Annotated in this window: 9 protein-coding genes; 3 read left to right on the plus strand and 6 right to left on the minus strand. The window is 67.3% G+C overall.

Translation table 11 applies throughout. From position 1 onward, the window contains the following. Positions 1–77: 77 nt before the first annotated feature. Complete coding sequence (locus tag ACLBWH_RS16420) at positions 78–3,305, minus strand: glycoside hydrolase family 2 TIM barrel-domain containing protein (protein ID WP_447799917.1); 3,228 nt, start codon at positions 3,303–3,305, stop codon at positions 78–80. A 208-nt stretch (positions 3,306–3,513) separates the two neighbouring features. On the opposite strand from ACLBWH_RS16420, the gene ACLBWH_RS16425 reads away from it, so the two are divergent. Further along, the gene (locus tag ACLBWH_RS16425; protein ID WP_447799919.1) at positions 3,514–5,925 is read left to right on the plus strand and encodes a beta-L-arabinofuranosidase domain-containing protein; all 2,412 of its coding nucleotides are present in this window, start codon (positions 3,514–3,516) and stop codon (positions 5,923–5,925) included. Beyond that, on the plus strand, positions 5,922–7,406 hold the full coding sequence (locus ACLBWH_RS16430; protein WP_447799921.1) for a glycoside hydrolase: 1,485 nt from the start codon (positions 5,922–5,924) through the stop codon (positions 7,404–7,406). The genes ACLBWH_RS16425 and ACLBWH_RS16430 overlap by 4 nt, the downstream gene beginning before the upstream one ends. A gap of 132 nt (positions 7,407–7,538) precedes the next feature. Here the strand turns inward: ACLBWH_RS16430 and ACLBWH_RS16435 are convergent, their stop codons facing one another. From ACLBWH_RS16435 to ACLBWH_RS16455, 5 genes are all read right to left on the minus strand, one after another. Further along, positions 7,539–8,255, minus strand: coding sequence for an alpha/beta hydrolase (locus tag ACLBWH_RS16435; protein WP_447799923.1), 717 nt, complete (start codon positions 8,253–8,255; stop codon positions 7,539–7,541). 503 nt (positions 8,256–8,758) lie between these two features. Further along, entirely contained in the window at positions 8,759–10,123 is a 1,365-nt protein-coding gene (locus tag ACLBWH_RS16440) for a family 43 glycosylhydrolase (protein WP_447799924.1), read from the minus strand. A gap of 4 nt (positions 10,124–10,127) precedes the next feature. Further along, the gene (locus tag ACLBWH_RS16445; protein WP_447799926.1) at positions 10,128–11,144 is read right to left on the minus strand and encodes a glycoside hydrolase family 43 protein; all 1,017 of its coding nucleotides are present in this window, start codon (positions 11,142–11,144) and stop codon (positions 10,128–10,130) included. After that, positions 11,141–12,742, minus strand: a complete 1,602-nt coding sequence (locus tag ACLBWH_RS16450; protein WP_447799927.1) for a DUF5597 domain-containing protein — start codon at positions 12,740–12,742, stop codon at positions 11,141–11,143. The genes ACLBWH_RS16445 and ACLBWH_RS16450 overlap by 4 nt, the downstream gene beginning before the upstream one ends. 86 nt (positions 12,743–12,828) lie before the next feature. Next, on the minus strand, positions 12,829–13,506 hold the full coding sequence (locus ACLBWH_RS16455) for a FadR/GntR family transcriptional regulator (protein WP_322848504.1): 678 nt from the start codon (positions 13,504–13,506) through the stop codon (positions 12,829–12,831). A gap of 189 nt (positions 13,507–13,695) precedes the next feature. On the opposite strand from ACLBWH_RS16455, the gene ACLBWH_RS16460 reads away from it, so the two are divergent. After that, positions 13,696–16,485: a TonB-dependent receptor gene (locus tag ACLBWH_RS16460; RefSeq protein ID WP_447799929.1), complete on the plus strand. Its 2,790-nt coding sequence runs from the start codon at positions 13,696–13,698 to the stop codon at positions 16,483–16,485. Positions 16,486–16,544 lie beyond the last annotated feature (59 nt).

Consider the following 16,544-nt stretch of genomic DNA (forward strand, 5'->3'; position numbering starts at 1 on the left):
TCCCAACTGCGCCCCGGCCTTCGCCGGGGTACATCACGATCGCCCGGCGACAACGAGAGTGGCCGCCCGTCGCCGCGTCAGTCGTTGCCCGTTGCGGTCGCGGTGCGCGCCTTGTCGGGCGTCGTCCCGTCGCCGGTGAACGGCGCGAGGCGGAAGGCGACGCGGGTCGGCGCGAGCGGCACCCGATATTGCGGCAGCGGCTTGCCGAACTCGCTCCACTGCGTGTCGCCGCCGACGCCCCATTGCGCCGAGTCGATCAACAGGGTCACCTGGCCGTGGGGGACGACGTCGGTCGATTTCCAGGTGCCGGGCTCGTGGCGGTCGAGATCGGCGTAAGGGAAGGCCAGCGCGTTGATCATCAGCGGTGTCGCACCCTGTACGCGCAGCCCGCGGCCGGCCCCCGAGAGCTCCATCCAGCGGACGTCGACCTTGTTGCCGGTCTCCTGCGGGCGGATGTAGTCGTGGGTCTGCTCGGCGATCGCGCCGCGCCACAGGCCGATCGGCGCCGAGGTGTTGCGATCGACATAGCTTTCGTGCGGGCCGCGGCCATACCATTCGACCGTCGTGACGTCGGTCGGCATCGCGAAGGCGAGGCCGACGCGGAACGGCGGCGGCAGCTTGGTCTTCACCGGGGTCAGCGCGCCGGATACGTCGACCGTGCCGTCGCCCGCCATCGTATAGACGCTGGTGAAGGTCGCATCGCCGTCGCCGAGCGCGTAATCGACCGTCACGCTCGCGCCGGCGTCGGTCTTCGCCGCACGTATCGCGGTGACGCGGCGCGTGTCGCTCATCGTCTTCCACACCTTGAGCTGTTCGGCGGTGCCGATGCCGAGGTCGTTGTCGGTGACCGCACGCCAGAAATGCGGTGCGCCGCCCGAGGCGAGCTCGCGGCCGCCGGCGACGTAGCGACGCACCAGTCCGGTGGCGCGGTCGATCTCCAGGCTCGCCGGTCCGGCGGCGAGCGTGATCGTGCCGCCCGACTGGCGCATGTCGACCTTGCCCGCCGCCGCCGCCACCGCGACCGCCGGTGCCGCGCCGAGCGCGAATTGCTCGAAGCCGACGGTCGCGCCGCCCGCCATCGCGGGCAGCGCGCCCGCCTTGGCGCGCACGCGCACCGTTACGAAATATTCGGCATCGGCCTTGCGCGCATAGGTCGCGACCGGCAGCACGATCGTGCCCGCGGCACGCGGCCCGACGCTCTGCGGCGGCAGCGCGCCCTGCGCGACGACGACGCCATTCTCCGCCAGCTCCCAGGAGAAGTCGAAGCCGGAGAGATCGCGGAAGTCGTGGCGGTTGCGCACGGTGACGCGCCCGCTCGCCGGATCGAAGCCGTCGAATTGCACGGGCGCATAGACCTTGCGCAGCTCGAACAATTGCGGATTGGGGGTGCGATCGGATTGTAGCAGGCCGTCGCCGAATTCGATGTCGCCGCCCGGATTGGGGCCGTATTCGCCGCCATCCCCCCAATAGCGCCGCCCGTCCCCGGTATAACGGTACATCGACTGGTCGACCCAATCCCAGGCGAACCCGCCCTGCAACTTGTCGGGATGGGCGTAGATCGTGTCCCAATATTCCTTCAGGTTGCCGCCCGAATTGCCCATCATATGCGCATATTCGCACTGGATCATCGGCTGTTTGAAGTTCCAGTTGGCGGCATAGTCCGCCATCCGCACCGCCGGATCGTACATCGGCGCGTAGATGTCGGCGAAATCGTTGGGGCGGTGATCGTGGATGCCGCCGAACGTCCCCCAGCCGAGATAGGAGATGAGCCGCCCCGGATCGCGCGTCTTCGCGGCTTCGGCGGCGGCACGGAAATTGGGGCCGATCCCCGCCTCGTTGCCGAGCGACCAGAAGATCACCGAGGGGTGGTTCTTGTCGCGCTCGACCATATTGGCGACGCGGCTGACGTGCGCGTCTTTCCAGGCGGGATCGAAGCCGATCTGATATTTGGCGCGCTCGTCGGGGACGCGATTGGCATAGTCCATATAAGCGTGGCTCTCGATATTCGCCTCGTCCATGACGTACAGGCCGTAGCGATCGGCGAGATCGTAGAGATACGGGTCGTTGGGGTAATGCGAGGTGCGGATCGCGTTGATGTTGTTCTGCTTCATCAACTGGATGTCGCGCTCCATCGATGCGCGGCTGACGACGTGGAAGGTCTCGGGATCGTGCTCGTGGCGGTTGACGCCGCGGATCGTGATCGGCTTGCCGTTGACGGTGACCTGCCCGTTTCTGATCGCAACGGTGCGGAAGCCGATCGACCGGGCGGTGGATTGCAGCAGCGCGCCGCGCGCGTCGACCAATTCGGTGACGAGCGTGTAGAGATTGGGCGTCTCCGCGGTCCACGGCTTCACCGCCGGCACGTCCGCGGTCAGCGTCAGCTTGCGCTCCGCCGCGGCGGCGGCGACCGGCTGCGTCCGGGTGAGCACCTGCCGCGCGCCGTCGAGCAGCACCAGCCGCACGCTAGCCGCATTGCCCGGCGTCACCGCGACGTCGACGGCGAGCCGGCCGTCGCGATCGGCCGCGTCAAGCCCGGCGTGGACGAACACGTCGCGCACGCGCAGCTTCGGCGCCGCCATCAGATAGACCGAGCGCTCGATCCCCGAGACACGCCAGAAATCCTGATCCTCCAGATAGCTGCCGTCCGACCAGCGGAAGATCTGGATCGCGACGGTGTTCCTGCCCGGTTTGACCCAGCGGGTGACGTCGAACTCGCTCGGCAGCTTGCTGTCTTCGGAATAGCCGACCTTCTCGCCGTTCACCCAGACATAATAAGCCGACCCCGCCGCGCCGATGTGGAGGATGACGTCCTGCCCGCTCCAGCCGGCGGGCAGAGTGACGTCGCGGCGATAGGAGCCGACCGGGTTGGTCGCATGCGGGATCAGCGGGCGGTTGGCGGGGAAGGGATAAGTGATGTTGTTGTAGCGCGGCTGGTCGAAACCCTGCGTCTGCCAGTCGGCGGGCACCTTGATCTGCTTCCACGCCGACACGTCATAGTCGGGCCGCTCGAAACCGGCGGGCAGCCGGTCGGCGTCGGAGGAGAAAGCGAAGCGCCAGGTGCCGTCGAGCGAGACATGGCGCACGGACGCCGCCTCGTCGCCGGCGAGCGCCTTGGCACGGCTTTCGAACGGGAAGCCGGTGGCGCTGGCGGGCAGCTTGCCGCGCGCGAACACCGCGGGATTCTCCCAATCGGGGCGGGCCGGGTCGACCTGTACCGGCTGCACCTGCGGCGCGCCGTCCTGTGCCAGCGCCGCGCTCGCCACGACGCTGCCGATGATTCCCGCCCACAGCCACGTGTGCCGCATGGTTTCCGCTCCCTGTGATTGCCTTCGTTGTTGTCAGACATATCGGCTTATTCGGGCTGTGCAAGGCGGGACGGTGCGAGCGTATGCCGCCGCACGCCGCCTCGCCCGACGCCGCGACCACAGCCGCGTTGACGTGCAAAATCACCGTCTCTAGTCTGACAAATCATAGGCCGGATACCGGCGCGGCAGCGATGCCTTTGGAGGGACGATGACGGGATCGACAGAGGCAGACACGCAGCATCGCCATCGCTGCGCATCCCCGGGCGTCACCCGCCGCACGTTGCTCGGCGGGGCCAGCGCGCTGGTGCTCGCCGGGCCGGCGTTCGCCGCGGCGCTGCCCGTCGACACGGCGACCAAGGTCGAGCCGGTGCCGATGCGCAACGTCCGGCTCAAGCCGTCGCATTTCGCCGACGCCTTCGCCGCCAATCGCCGCTATCTGCTGTCGCTCGATCCCGAGCGGCTCCTGCACAATTTCTACGTGTCGGCGAAACTGCCCGCGCCCAAGCCGGTCTATGCCGGCTGGGAGGCGCAGGGGATCGCCGGCCATTCGCTCGGCCATTGGCTGTCGGCCTGTGCGCTGGTCGTCGCCAACACCGGCGATCGCCAGGTCGCCGCGACGCTCGACCATGCGCTCGCCGAGATGGCGCGTATCCAGGCGGCGCATGGCGACGGCTATTGCGGCGGCACCACCGTCGAGCGCGACGGCAAGACGATCGACGGCAAGATCGTGTTCGAGGAGGTGCGCCGCGGCGACATCCGCACCGGCGGGTTCGACCTCAACGGCGGCTGGGTGCCGCTCTATACATGGCACAAGGTGCATGCCGGGCTGCTCGACGCGCATACCCTTGCGGGCAACCCCCGCGCGCTGGGGATCGCGGTGGCGCTCGCCGGCTATCTGGCGGGCGTGTTCGAACCCTTGAGCGACGCGCAGATGCAGCAGGTGCTGCGCGCCGAACATGGCGGGCTCAACGAGACCTATGCCGAAACCTATGCGCTGACCGGCGATCCGCGCTGGCTGCGGATGGCGCAGAAGATCCGCCACAAGTCGGTGCTCGACCCGCTCACCGCGGGTCGCGACCAGCTCGCCGGGCTGCACGCCAATACGCAGATCCCCAAGCTGATCGGCCTCGCCCGCCTGTACGAACTGACCGGCGATCCCGCGCATGCCAGCGCCGCGCGCTTCTTCCACGACCGCGTCACCCACCATCACAGCTATGTCATCGGCGGCAATTCGGAGCGCGAGCATTTCGGCCAGCCCGACCAATTGTCGAAGCGGATCACCGAGGCGACGTGCGAGGCGTGCAACAGCTACAATATGCTGAAGCTCACCCGGCACCTCTATGCCTGGGAGCCGAAGGCGCAATGGTTCGACTATTACGAGCGCGTCCAGCTCAACCATATCCTCGCGCACCAGCGGCCCGATACCGGCCAGTTCGTCTATTTCATGCCGCTGTCGGCAGGCGCACGGCGCAGCTATTCGACCGCGGAGGAGAGCTTCTGGTGCTGCGTCGGTTCGGGGATGGAGAGCCACGCCAAGCACGCCGATTCGATATACTGGCACGACGCGGGCAGCGCGGGGACGCTCTACGTCAATCTCTACATCCCGAGCAGCCTCGACTGGCAGGGACTGGCGCTCGACCTCGACACGCGCATGCCGACCGAGGGCGAGGCGACGCTGACCGTCCGCCGTGCCGGCCGTGGCGCGCGGCCGATCGCCCTGCGCATCCCCGGCTGGGCGCAGGACGCGCGCGTCGAACTCAACGGCAAGCCCGCGCCGGCGACGATGCGCGACGGTTATGCGGTGCTCGACCGGCGCTGGCAGGCGGGCGACCGCATCCGCGTGACGCTGCCGATGCGCCTGCAGGCCGAACCGACGCCGGACGATCCCAATATGGTCGCCTTCACCCACGGCCCGCTGGTGCTCGCCGCCGACATGGGTGCGGCGGCGGAGGCGTTCGACGGGCTCGGCCCGGCGCTCACCGTCGACGGGCCGGTGACCGCCGCGCTCAGCGCCGCGGCCGGGGCGCATCGCTTCACCGCGCGCTCGGCGCTGGGCGAACCGCTCCAGCTCAGCCCCTTCTACGCGCAATATGAGCGGCGCACCGCGGTCTATTTCCCGACCTTCACCGCGGCATCCTGGGCGACCGCCAAGCCCGATTATCTGCGGGCGCAGCAGGAGCGGCAGGCGCTCGCCCGCCGCACCGCCGACGTCGCCTATCTCGGCGAGATGCAGCCCGAGCGCGACCACGCCTTCACCGCGAGCAAGCCCGAGACGGTGCAGCTCCACGGCCGTTCGGCGCGCAAGCTGCGCGCCGGCGAGACGATCGCGGTGACGCTGCAACGCCGCCCCGGCCCGGCGGTGCTGCGCGTCGTCTATTGGGGCGGCGACGTCGGCAATCGCGAGCTGGCGATCAGCGTCGACGGCACGCCGCTCGCCACCGACGCGCGCGAGGCCAAGGCGCAGGAGGGCTTCGTCGCGATCGATTATCCGCTGCACAGCGCGGGCGAACAGGGCAAGGCCGCGGCGAAGGTGGTCTTCACCGGCAAACGCGGCGAGGTCGACATCTACGAGGTCCGCATGCTCGCCGCCCCGACCACGGCGCCGGGTTCGGTAGCGTGACGCGGCCCGGCGTGCTGCTGGCGGCGCTGCTGCTCGGCACCGCCGCGGCACCGGCACCGGCGCCGTCGGTGACGAAGCCGGTGACCGTCGTATTGCGCCCGGCGGTGGAGCGGCCGTCGACGGTGTTCGAGGGCTGGGGAACGGCGCTCGCCTGGTTCGCCAACGTCACCGGCGGCTGGCCGGAGGCGGAGCGCAGCCGGATCGCCGATCTGTTCTACACGCCGCAGGGGCTCGGCTGGACGATCGCGCGCTACAACATCGGCGGCGGCAATGCCGCGGACGCCAAGCCCTATCTGCGCACCGGCGCCGCCGTGCCGGGCTTCTGGCGGCTGCCGCCCGGCACGCAGGCCGACGACTGGCGTGCCGACGATCCGCGGATGTGGGACTGGTCGCAGGATGCCAACCAGCGCTGGTGGCTCGACGCGATCCACGCGCGCGTGCCGGGCGCGATCTTCGAGGCGTTCTCCAATTCGCCGCCGTGGTTCATGACCGTCTCGGGCAAGGTCTCCGGCGCGGAGAAGCGGACCGACGACAATCTGCGGCCGGGCGCCGAACGGGCCTTTGCCGAGTATCTCGCGCGCAGCGTCGAGGAATTGCAGCGGCAGCATCATATCGCCTTCCGCACGCTGTCGCCGGTCAACGAGCCCAACACCGATTATTGGTATGCCGCCAACACGCAGGAGGGCGCGCACTGGAGCCCGGCGCGGCAGGCGGCGATGATCGAAGCAAGCGATGCGGCGCTGAAGAAGCGCGGGCTGGCGACGGTCGTCTCGGCACCGGACGAGACCAATGCGCGGCTGTTCCTCGCCGATATCGCGGCCTATCCGCCCGCGACGCTGGCGCGCGTCGGGCAGCTCAACGTCCACAGCTATGGCACGCTCTACCAGACGGGGGTGCGCGACGCCGCGCGCGCGGCGGGCATCCGGCTGTGGATGAGCGAGAACGATACGCCGCTCGACGGCGACCGCGAGAATTTCGACGGCATGCCCTCGGCGCTCGCCTTCGCCGATCACGTCGTCGCCGACCTCAAGAAGCTCGAGCCGGCGGCCTGGGTGTTCTGGCAGGCGGTGGAGAACCTGTCGGGCGGCAACGGCAAGCCGACTTCCAATTGGGGGCTGATCAAGGCCGATCTGGCGGCACCGGCGGCGGGGCCGCATGCGATCCACGTCACCCGCAAATATTGGGCGATGGCGCAGTTCAGCCGCTATATCCACCCCGGCTATCGCTTGGTGCCGGTCGACGATCTCGACACCGCGGGCGCGCTGTCGCCGGATGGCAAGACGCTGGTGCTGGTCCACGTCAACGGCGGGGTGACGCCGCAACGGCTGGCGGTGCCACAGGGCTGGCGCGCGCAGGCGGTGCTGACCGATGCGACGCACGATGCGCGCTGCGTGGCGGGGGTAACCGCGCCGGCGCAGTCGGTGGTGACGCTGGTGCTGACGCGCGGGCGGGCGAATGCGGTGGCGTGTCCGGCGGGGTGAAGGGCGGCTTGGTGGGTCCGGTCAATGCGACTCGCCATCGCGGCGCGAACCGAGGCAGCGCGTCAGCATAGCGAAAGCAATATCTCCCTTCCCGCAAAGGGGTGAATTGGGAAAGTCAGCTTCGCTGCACCGTCATAGCATGCCGAGGTTGTGCAACCATTGTTTGACCTGTCCGGGCCACTCGCGGGAGATCGGATCGGCAGTTGGACGCATCCCAAAAGCATGCCCCCCCTTGGCATAGATGCGCATATCGACTGGCACACCCGCATCGTTGAGCGCCAGAGCATACGCCAGCGGCTGCCGAACCGGGTCCGTGGGGTCGTTCATGGCGTGGAGGAGCAGTGTTGGTGGCGCCTTGCCGCTGATCGTCACCCACGGCTTTAATTCGAGGCTGTTCCTACCCTTGCTGTCGTCCAACATGCGGGCTGTGTAGGCGATGATCGCGAAGTCGGGCCGTGGAGATTGTCGATCAGCCGCGTCTGTAATTGGATAGGTGCGCTCTTCGGTGTTGCTCATGTTCGCTGCAAGGTATGCACCTGCTGAAAAGCCAATCACACCGATCTTATGGGGGTCGAGTTCATAGGATGAGGCTTGTTGTCGGAGCAGCCCCATCGCGCGTTGTGCATCCTCCAATCCCAATAGCACCTTGGGCCGCTTCTGCTTATCGTTCTCCCTCGGCCATACCTGCGGCACGCGATATTTCAGTACGGCGCAGGTCATGCCCTGCAGCACCGCCCACTCGCAGATTTCGGTGCCCTCCAGATCAAGCGCGACTACTTCAAACCCACCGCCAGGCAGGACAAGCATAGCGCTTCCGACGTTGCGACCCTTGGGCCGATAAACTGTCATCGTCGGTCGAGTAACATAGCTCGCCCAATGCCATTTACGTCCACCGACAAGGCCTGTCCCGTTGCCGGTCCCTTCGGGACGGTCGCCAGAATCTGGCTTCGCGAGCGGCATGCTTGCCGGCCAGAGCGGTATTTGAACTCCACCCTGCGTAGAGCGCCAGACGCCCGCCCGCTCATTCTTCGGCAAGGGTTCGTTCGCTGACGAACTATCAACTTTGCCAATCTGACCGCACGCTACGCTAGCGATTCCGGCTGCAAGGAGGATGGGCACAACAAACTGGAACCGCGACAAAGCTCACCTCCTGCTGCGAGAGCGCAAACCATTCGAGCGTCGGTCTCATTGCAGAAGCGAACCGTAACGGTTGGATCTTACCGTGCAACCAGTGCCTTCCAGTTTCGGAACAGGTACCGGGAAAGTCACCACGTCAATCTAGGCGATACCCCACGAGGGGCCGTCCTTCCTAAATGCGTCCCCTAATGCTTTTCCCATCGCGCAAGCGCTTTTCACTCAATCGTCCACTCCCAATAACCGTCCCTGCCGCTGCCCGTCGTCAGCCGCAGGTAGCGCGTGCGCAGCGCGTGCGGTAGCGCGATCGGGGAGCCCGAGCGGGCCGCCGTCGGCACCACCGTGTGCCACGTCCGGCCGTCGTCGGACGCCTCGATCCCGATCGTATAGGCCTGCGTCGCATATTCCGGTCGCAGCCGACTGCCCGTCACCGCGCGGACCGCGCCGAGATCGGCGACCAGCGTCGCCGGCCCCTTGCCGCCGCCACGCCATAATGTCGCGTAATTGTCGTCCGCCGCGCGCGCCGGGCCATAAGCCGTTTCGCCGCGCGTCCCAGACGCCTGCCAGCGCAGGCCCCGCGCCCGCGCCGGTGCGAAGCCCTTCACCGCGCCGCCATGCGACGGCGCCACCCGCGCCAACGTCCCGTCGGCGCCGATGCGCAGCGGATCGACCGCCACCTGCCGCAACACCGCGTCGCCCCCGCGCGGCCACGGCAGCGCCTGGCGGTGATAGAGGATGTACGCCCGCCCGCCGCTGCGGAAGATCGCGTGGTGGCCGGGGCTGATGATATCGCGGCTGGCGTCGGTGGTCAGGATCGGGCTGTCCGCCGCCTCCCTGAACGGGCCGAACGGCGTGTCGCCGATCGCATAGCGGACCTTGTACGTGTCCTTGGTCGTGTTGCCGTCGCTATAGGTCAGCGCATAGCGCCTGCCCGCCTTCACCATGAACGGCCCCTCGAAATAGTTCGCGGGGGTGACGTCGCGGGGCGTGCCGTCGAAGCTAACCATGTCGGGTTTCAGCCTGACGACGAAGCAATGGCCGTTGGTCCAGTTGAGCCCCGATCCCCAATAGAGATACGCCTGCCCGTCGGTGTCGATGAACGCTTCGGCGTCGATCATATGATAGGCGGGGGCGAAATCCTTGGCGACCAGCGGCTTGCCGCCATTGGCGTCGGCCCAAGGCCCGGCCGGCGCGGGCGCGCTGCCGACCCAGATCTCGCTGCCGACCGAGACGTACATATACCAGCGGCCGTTCGCCGCCTTGACCACCGACGGCGCCCAGACCTTGGAATCGCCCGAGGTCGGACTGGTCGCCGCGCGTTTGGTCGGCCAGTTCGGCTGCGAAAAGGTCCAGTCGCGGCCATTGTCCGAGATCCACAGCCCCAGCGTATCGCCGCCCCACGGATCGATCGTCGCGAAGACGTACCAGCGGCCACGATCGTGGACGATCGACGGATCGGCGAAATAGCCGGGCAGCAGCGGATTGCCCGCCCCCGGTGCGTCCCAGCGCGCCGGCGCGTCCGCCGCCATGACCAGCAACGCCGCGGCGGGCAGCAGCGCGCGCGCGCGGGATCGGATCGTCATCGGGTCAGCCTCCATGGGTGGGGTGCGTCTCGCCATCGAGTTCGCTCGCCTCGCGCACCACCGCGACGCTGTCGCCGGTGTCGCGCATCTCGTACAATTTGCCGCGCGCATTGTGGAACGGGCGGTGCAGCACCATCATCAGCCCGCCGTCGAAGCGGCGGAAGATCATGCCGTGGCCGCTGTCGGCGCGGACCAACGGCGGCAATTGCTCCCACGGCCCCGCGAGATCGCCGCTGCGCGAGCGGGCGACGCCCTGCACGTACGAACCGCGATCGTCATAGCTCGACCAGAGCATCAGCAGCCGGCCGGTACGGGTGCGGAACAGCTCCGGCCCGTCGGTGACGTAGATCTTGTCGCCCTCCTGCTGCGGCCGGCCCGACGCCCAGGGCGCCTCCGAGGCGCGGAACAGCAAACGGGGCTTGCCCGCCGCCTTGAGCGTCGCGTCGAGCGGCAGCGCCTCGATCGTGCCGTCGCGCGCCTGCACCCATTCGTGCGCGTAGACCAGCCACGGCTTGCCGGCGCGATCGACGTGGAGCGTGCCGTCGAGCGTCATCAACTCCTTGGGCGCGATCGGGTCGCCGTCGCGCAGCAGCGTGAACGGTCCGCCGAGCCGGTCCGCCACAGCGAGCACGGTGCCGCGGCGATGCGTCCCCGGCTTGGCGAGCCCAGCGCTTTCGTTGTGGAAGGTCGCGAACAGATACCAGCGGCCGCGCCAGCGATGCACCTCGGGCGCCCAGGCGCCATCGTTGGCCCAGGTCCCCTCCGGCAGCGTGAAGACGATCGTCGGGCGCGTCCAATGCTGCAGGTCGTGGCTGGTATAGGCCATGATGCCGAGCCGCTTGTCGCCGGTCATTTCCGCCTGGTTGGTGGTGAACAGCCAATAGGTGCGCGTCGCGGCATCGGCGACGATCCACGGATCGTGCAGCGGCATCGCCGGCATCGTCAGCGGTGCAGGGGCGGGCGCCGGCGCGGCGGCGACGGGCAGCGCGAGCATCAGCGCCAGGACAGCACGCCACATCATCGATTCTCCTGCACGGTAACCATCAGCGATCTGCCCTCCGGCGGCAGGATCAGCCCGAACGTGGTCTCGTCGCCGTTGAGCAACCGCTCGCGCACCCAGCGACCGCCGTCGAAATGTCCCTCCTCGACGGTGACGAGCTGGATGCTGCCGGCCGCGCCGAGCCTCGGCGCGAACGTCACATTGGCGCTCGCCCCGGTAAGCAGGAAACGATCGGGCGCGGCGCGCGCGACGATCACCCGCCCGGAGAGGTCCTTGTTGCCTTGCCCGCGGGGCCCGCCATAGCCGTCGCGTACCTCGCCGAAGCGCGCGACGAGATCCACGTCGCCGAAGACGAGCGGCACGTTGGCCATGCCGTCTTCCTCGACCGCGACGCGCACCTGCCCCGCGTCGCGCAGCGGCAGCAGGAACGGGCCGGCCTCACGCAATAGGCGATAGTCGAGCGCGATCGGCTCCTCCGCCGGCTGCCCGTCCTTGAGGCCGAAGCCCTCGCCGATGCCGAACTTGCCGATGCCGACGGCATAGGGCTGCGCCAGCGTCCAGAAGGCGTGGCGGGCATGCGCCATGCTGCCGCCCGTCTCGGGCACGAACAGCGGATTGCCCGGCACGTCATAGGCGCGCGCGATCTCGGTATAAGGCGCGACGTTGGTGTCGTAATCGTCGACCCCGACGACATCGACCGCCGGCGCCAGCGCGCGCCATTGCGGCAGCAGCCACGACACAGCGCCGCCCGAAGGCGAACTGTCCCCCGGCCGCAGCAGACCGGGCTGCTCGCGTGGCCAGACGTTGACGTAGAGCGGCAGGTCGTAGGCGCGCTTCCCCGCCGCCGCGACCGCGCCGATATAGCGCGCGGTGTGATAGGCCATGAACGCCTCGGGCGCGCGCTCGGCGTAGTTGGCGGTCCAGTCGCCGGGCCTGGCGCCCGGCATGTCGGCGGGCACCGCGGCGCGGAACAGCGACTCGGCGGCGGGGGAATGATCGCGATCGGCGCCGAGCGTCCCCGCTTCATTCTCCACCTGCACCATGACGACGGTGCGCCGCCCGTCGACGGCTTTCAGATGCGCCATCAAGGCCCCGAAGGCGCGCGCATCGGCGTCGCGGCTGGCGGCGGCGATGGGCGAGAGCACCTCGATCGGCTTGCCGTCGGCACCGACCACCCGCGGGAAGCGCGCGGTGTCGCGCTTCACCCAGGCGGGCGTGTAGCTCATGTTCGCGTTCTTCCACGTGCCGAACCACAACAGCACCAGCCGCACCTGCTGCCGACGCGCCTCGGCGATCAGCCCGTCGACGACCGCCCAGTCGAACCGGCCCTCAACGGGCTCGACCGTTTCCCAGCCGACCGGCGCCATCACGATATTGGCATGGCTGCGCGCGATCGCCGGCGCGAGGCGGCGCATCTCGTCGGGGAAGCCACTGGAATTGTTGAGCTGGATGCCGAGCAACAAGAAAGGCTGACCATCGACGCGCAGCACCGGCTTGCCCGCGGCGGTAGCGACGAAGCGGCTGTCCTGCGCCGCGAGCGGCGTCGCCACCGCGCTGCCCGCGAGCAGCAGCGCGGCAGCGACGCGACCGATGCCGGACGTCCGGGCACGTTGCGTCACCAACCGTCGCTCCATCATCCGCTCCTGCCCTATTCTATATGTAGGACATGACTCGCGCCGCGAGGACGGTCAAGTTGCAACTTGGATCAGGCGATCCGCATCGCCTGTTCGGTGTCGCGCCGCGCCTGTTCGATCAGCGCGGTCGCCGCCGCATGCGCCGCCGCCGGGTCGGCACGGGCGATCGTGTCGAACAAGGCCTGATGCTGCGGGATCGAATCGATGTAATCGGCGACGACGCGATATTTGAAGAACGTCGTCCAGCGCACCGCCGAGGAGATGCTGCTCGACAGGCTGCCGAGCAGCTCGTTCGCGGTCGCTTCGAGCAGCACGGCGTGGAATTGCTCGTCCGCCGCCTGCCCGGCGACGCTCTCCAGGCCATGGTGCGTCATCAGCTCCAGCGCGTGGCCGAGCCGCGACAATTGCCGCGCGGTACGGTGTGTCGCAGCAAGCGCTGCGGCGGCGGGTTCGACGATAAGCCGCAGTTCGAACAGGCTTTTGACGAAGCCGACCGGCGGTTCGCCCTCGAACATCCAGCCGAGCATCTCGGTATCGAGCAGGTTCCAGTCAACGCGCTCGCGCACCCGCGTGCCGGTCTTGCGGCGGCTTTCGATCAGCCCCTTGGCGGTCAGCATCCGCAGCGCCTCGCGGATGACGTTGCGCGCCACCCCGAAGCGATCGGCGAGGTCGAATTCGCCGGGGATCGTCTCGCCCGGCGTATAGTCCCCAGTGACGATCGCGACGCCGAGCGTCCGTGCGATCGTCACGTGCGCTGGCCTGACCCGTTCGCGTTTCGCCAATTTTTTCGAGCCTTACCAAGGGTATGCGAAGAATCGCCGCACCATCGATAGGCCGCAACCGATCGGCCTGCAAATTTCATTTGTCCGGCATAAGAGCTTGGGTTATATGTAGGACATTACACGGCACTCATGTCGGTATCATTGGGGAGAGGGACCATGAAGGGCACTTACGTGCGTCTTTTCGCGGGCGCATCGTTCGTCGCACTGGCCGGCGCAGCGCAGGCACAGACGGCGATACCGGCCGCACAAGCAACCGGCACTGTTTCACAGACCAGCGATCAGGCGGCGAGTGATCCCGCGAGCGATCAGGACATCATCGTCACCGGCGTGCGCGCCAGCTTGCGCTCGGCGCAGGCAATCAAGCGCAATTCCGATCAGATCGTCGATTCGATCAGCGCGCAGGACATCGGCAAGCTGCCCGACGTGAACACGACCGAGGCGCTCCAGCGCGTCACCGGCGTGCAGATCCAGCGCCGCTACGGCGAAGGCGCGACCGACTTCGATCACCGTACCTCGCCCGCGATCACCGTGCGCGGCCTCACCCAGGTGCAGAACTTCCTCGACGGCCGTGCGGTCTATTCGGCTTCCGGTGGTCGTGCCTTCGACCTCGAAGCCATTCCGCCGGAACTGCTGTCGGGCGTCGACGTCTACAAGAACGCGCCTGCCAACATCATCGAAGGCGGCGTCGGCGGCGCGGTCAATCTGCGCACCCGTCGGCCGTTCGATTCGGACAAGCAGGTCGTCAGTCTCACCGCGCGCGGCAATTACTACGACCGCGTCGACAAGCCGGGCTATTCGGTTTCCGGTCTTTACAGCAACCGCTTCGACACCGGCATCGGCGAGATCGGCTTCCTGGTGAATGCGGTCTATTCGAAGAGCCAATATCGCCAGGACGGCATCCTCGCCAACCAGCAGCAGCCGATTCCCGCGGGTTCGATCACGGGCGCACCGGCGAATGCCAAGGCACCGCTCGGCTTCCAAGTGTATGACGATCTCGGCGACCGTCGCCGCCTCGGCATCGCGAGCGCCCTCCAGTGGCAGGCGACCGACAATCTGCTCCTCACCGGTCAGTATCAATATACCAAATATTGGTTCAACCGTCGCGGCGCCTATTATTATTCGGTCAATGGCGGATCGCAGTCGCGGCCGTTGCCCGGCGCTACCTTCACCTTCAACGACGAAGGTTATGCCACCTCGGGCGCGCTGCAGAACCAGCTGTTCGAGACCGGCCGGTTCGACCAGGAACTGTGGAGCCAGAGCCAGAACTTCACCTTCGGTGCCGACTGGAGCCCGACCGACCGCGCGAAGATCCATTTCGATGCGCAATATCTCAAAAGCTATTATAACGCCGATCGCAACGGCAACGTGCTGTCGCTGTTCACCGCTGCGGGCCAGACCGAGGCCAATGCGCCGAACCAGGAGATCGTCGACTTCGATCTTCGTGGCAGCCGGCCGCGCTGGGACGTGCGCAACAAGGCGCTGCTGACCGATCCCAGCAAATATGCGACGACCTTCATCGCGGATTCATTACAGCGCAACGACGCCGACCAGCTCGCTCTGTCCTATGACCTTGAATACGACCTTGAGGGCGGCTTCCTGAAGAAACTGCGCGGCGGCGCACGCTATTCGGACAATTCGATCGATCTGCGCGGCACCTGGAACGGCGTCTGCCTGTATCAGACCGGCCCCGACGGCAGCTGCTCGGCTCCGGCAGGGACGCCGTTCATCCCGCTCAGCCAGAATCCACAGCTCGCGATGCCCGGGCCTTCGAAGAACTTCTTCGACGGCAACAGCGTCACCGGCGGGCTGCTCTACCCCGCCTTCCCGCAGGGCAACGGCGTCTGGGCGCAGACCAAAGCGCTTTATGGTCTGTTCGGTGCCAAGACCAAGGACGCATTCACGCCCGGCGACCTCAATTCGCAGAACGAGAAGACCTATACGGCCTGGGGCATCGCCGATTACGCCTTCGATGTCGGCGGCATCCGCTTCGACGGCGGTGCCGGCGTCCGCTTGGTGAAGACCAAGGTCGTCTCGTCGGGCACGCTCTTCAACGCGGACGGGACGATCTCTCCGCTCTCGATCGACAAGAGCTACACGCGGGCGCTGCCCAGCTTCAACCTGCGTGCACGCTTCACTGACGAAATCCAGATGCGCTTCGCTTATTCGAAGGGCTTGGCGCGGCCCAACTTCGACCAATTGTCGACGAACCTGACGCTCAACAATCCCAATCAGGTAAGCCCAATCACCGGGCGGCCGAGCGCGAACTCGGGCAACCCGCGTCTCAATCCGATCGAATCGGACAATTACGACCTGACCGCAGAATGGTATTTCGCCCCGACCGGATCGCTGACCGCCGGCCTCTTCTACAAGAAGGTCGACGGCTTCCTCGCCAGCGGTGTGGTCGTCCAGAACTTCCAAGGTCGCGCTTACGACGTCAACACGGTGCTGAATTCGGGCGATGGCACGGTGAAGGGCGCCGAGGTCGGCTATCAGCAGTTCTTCGATTTCCTGCCGGGTCTGCTCAGCGGTTTCGGCATCCAGGCGAACTACACCTATGTCGATTCGAACGTCAGCAACCCGTTCGCCACGGCCGGGTCCAACATCCCGACGCAGGTGCCGCTCGAGAAGCTGTCGAAGCACAATTACAACCTGATCGGCCTGTACGAGAAGGGACCGTTGACCGCCCGCCTCGCCTACAATTGGCGGTCGAGCTATCTCGACCAGACGACCGGTGCCGGCGCCAACGGCATTCCGCAATATGCCAAGCCCTATGCGTCGCTCGATGCGTCGATCAGCGTCAACGTCACCGATCATGTCGCGGTGTCGGCCGATGCGGTGAACCTCACCAACCGGATGAACGTCACGTACATCGGCACCGCGGCGCAGCCGCTGCAATATCAGCTCAACGACCGCCGCTTCGGCCTGTCGCTGCGCGCCACCTATTAATCGCTTCCCCACTGCCGGCGCGGTCTTCGGATCGCGCCGGCTTTTTTGCGCCCGGCGCA

The organism is Sphingomonas sp. M6A6_1c (assembly GCF_053345135.1).

Coding starts and splice junctions, on each gene's coding strand:
- ACLBWH_RS16460 (WP_447799929.1), top strand. CDS start 13,696: ATGAAGGGCACTTACGTGCGTCTTTTCGCGGGCGCATCGTTCGTCGCA.
- ACLBWH_RS16420 (WP_447799917.1), bottom strand. CDS start 3,305: ATGCGGCACACGTGGCTGTGGGCGGGAATCATCGGCAGCGTCGTGGCG.
- ACLBWH_RS16445 (WP_447799926.1), bottom strand. CDS start 11,144: ATGATGTGGCGTGCTGTCCTGGCGCTGATGCTCGCGCTGCCCGTCGCC.
- ACLBWH_RS16435 (WP_447799923.1), bottom strand. CDS start 8,255: ATGACAGTTTATCGGCCCAAGGGTCGCAACGTCGGAAGCGCTATGCTT.
- ACLBWH_RS16425 (WP_447799919.1), top strand. CDS start 3,514: ATGACGGGATCGACAGAGGCAGACACGCAGCATCGCCATCGCTGCGCA.
- ACLBWH_RS16440 (WP_447799924.1), bottom strand. CDS start 10,123: ATGACGATCCGATCCCGCGCGCGCGCGCTGCTGCCCGCCGCGGCGTTG.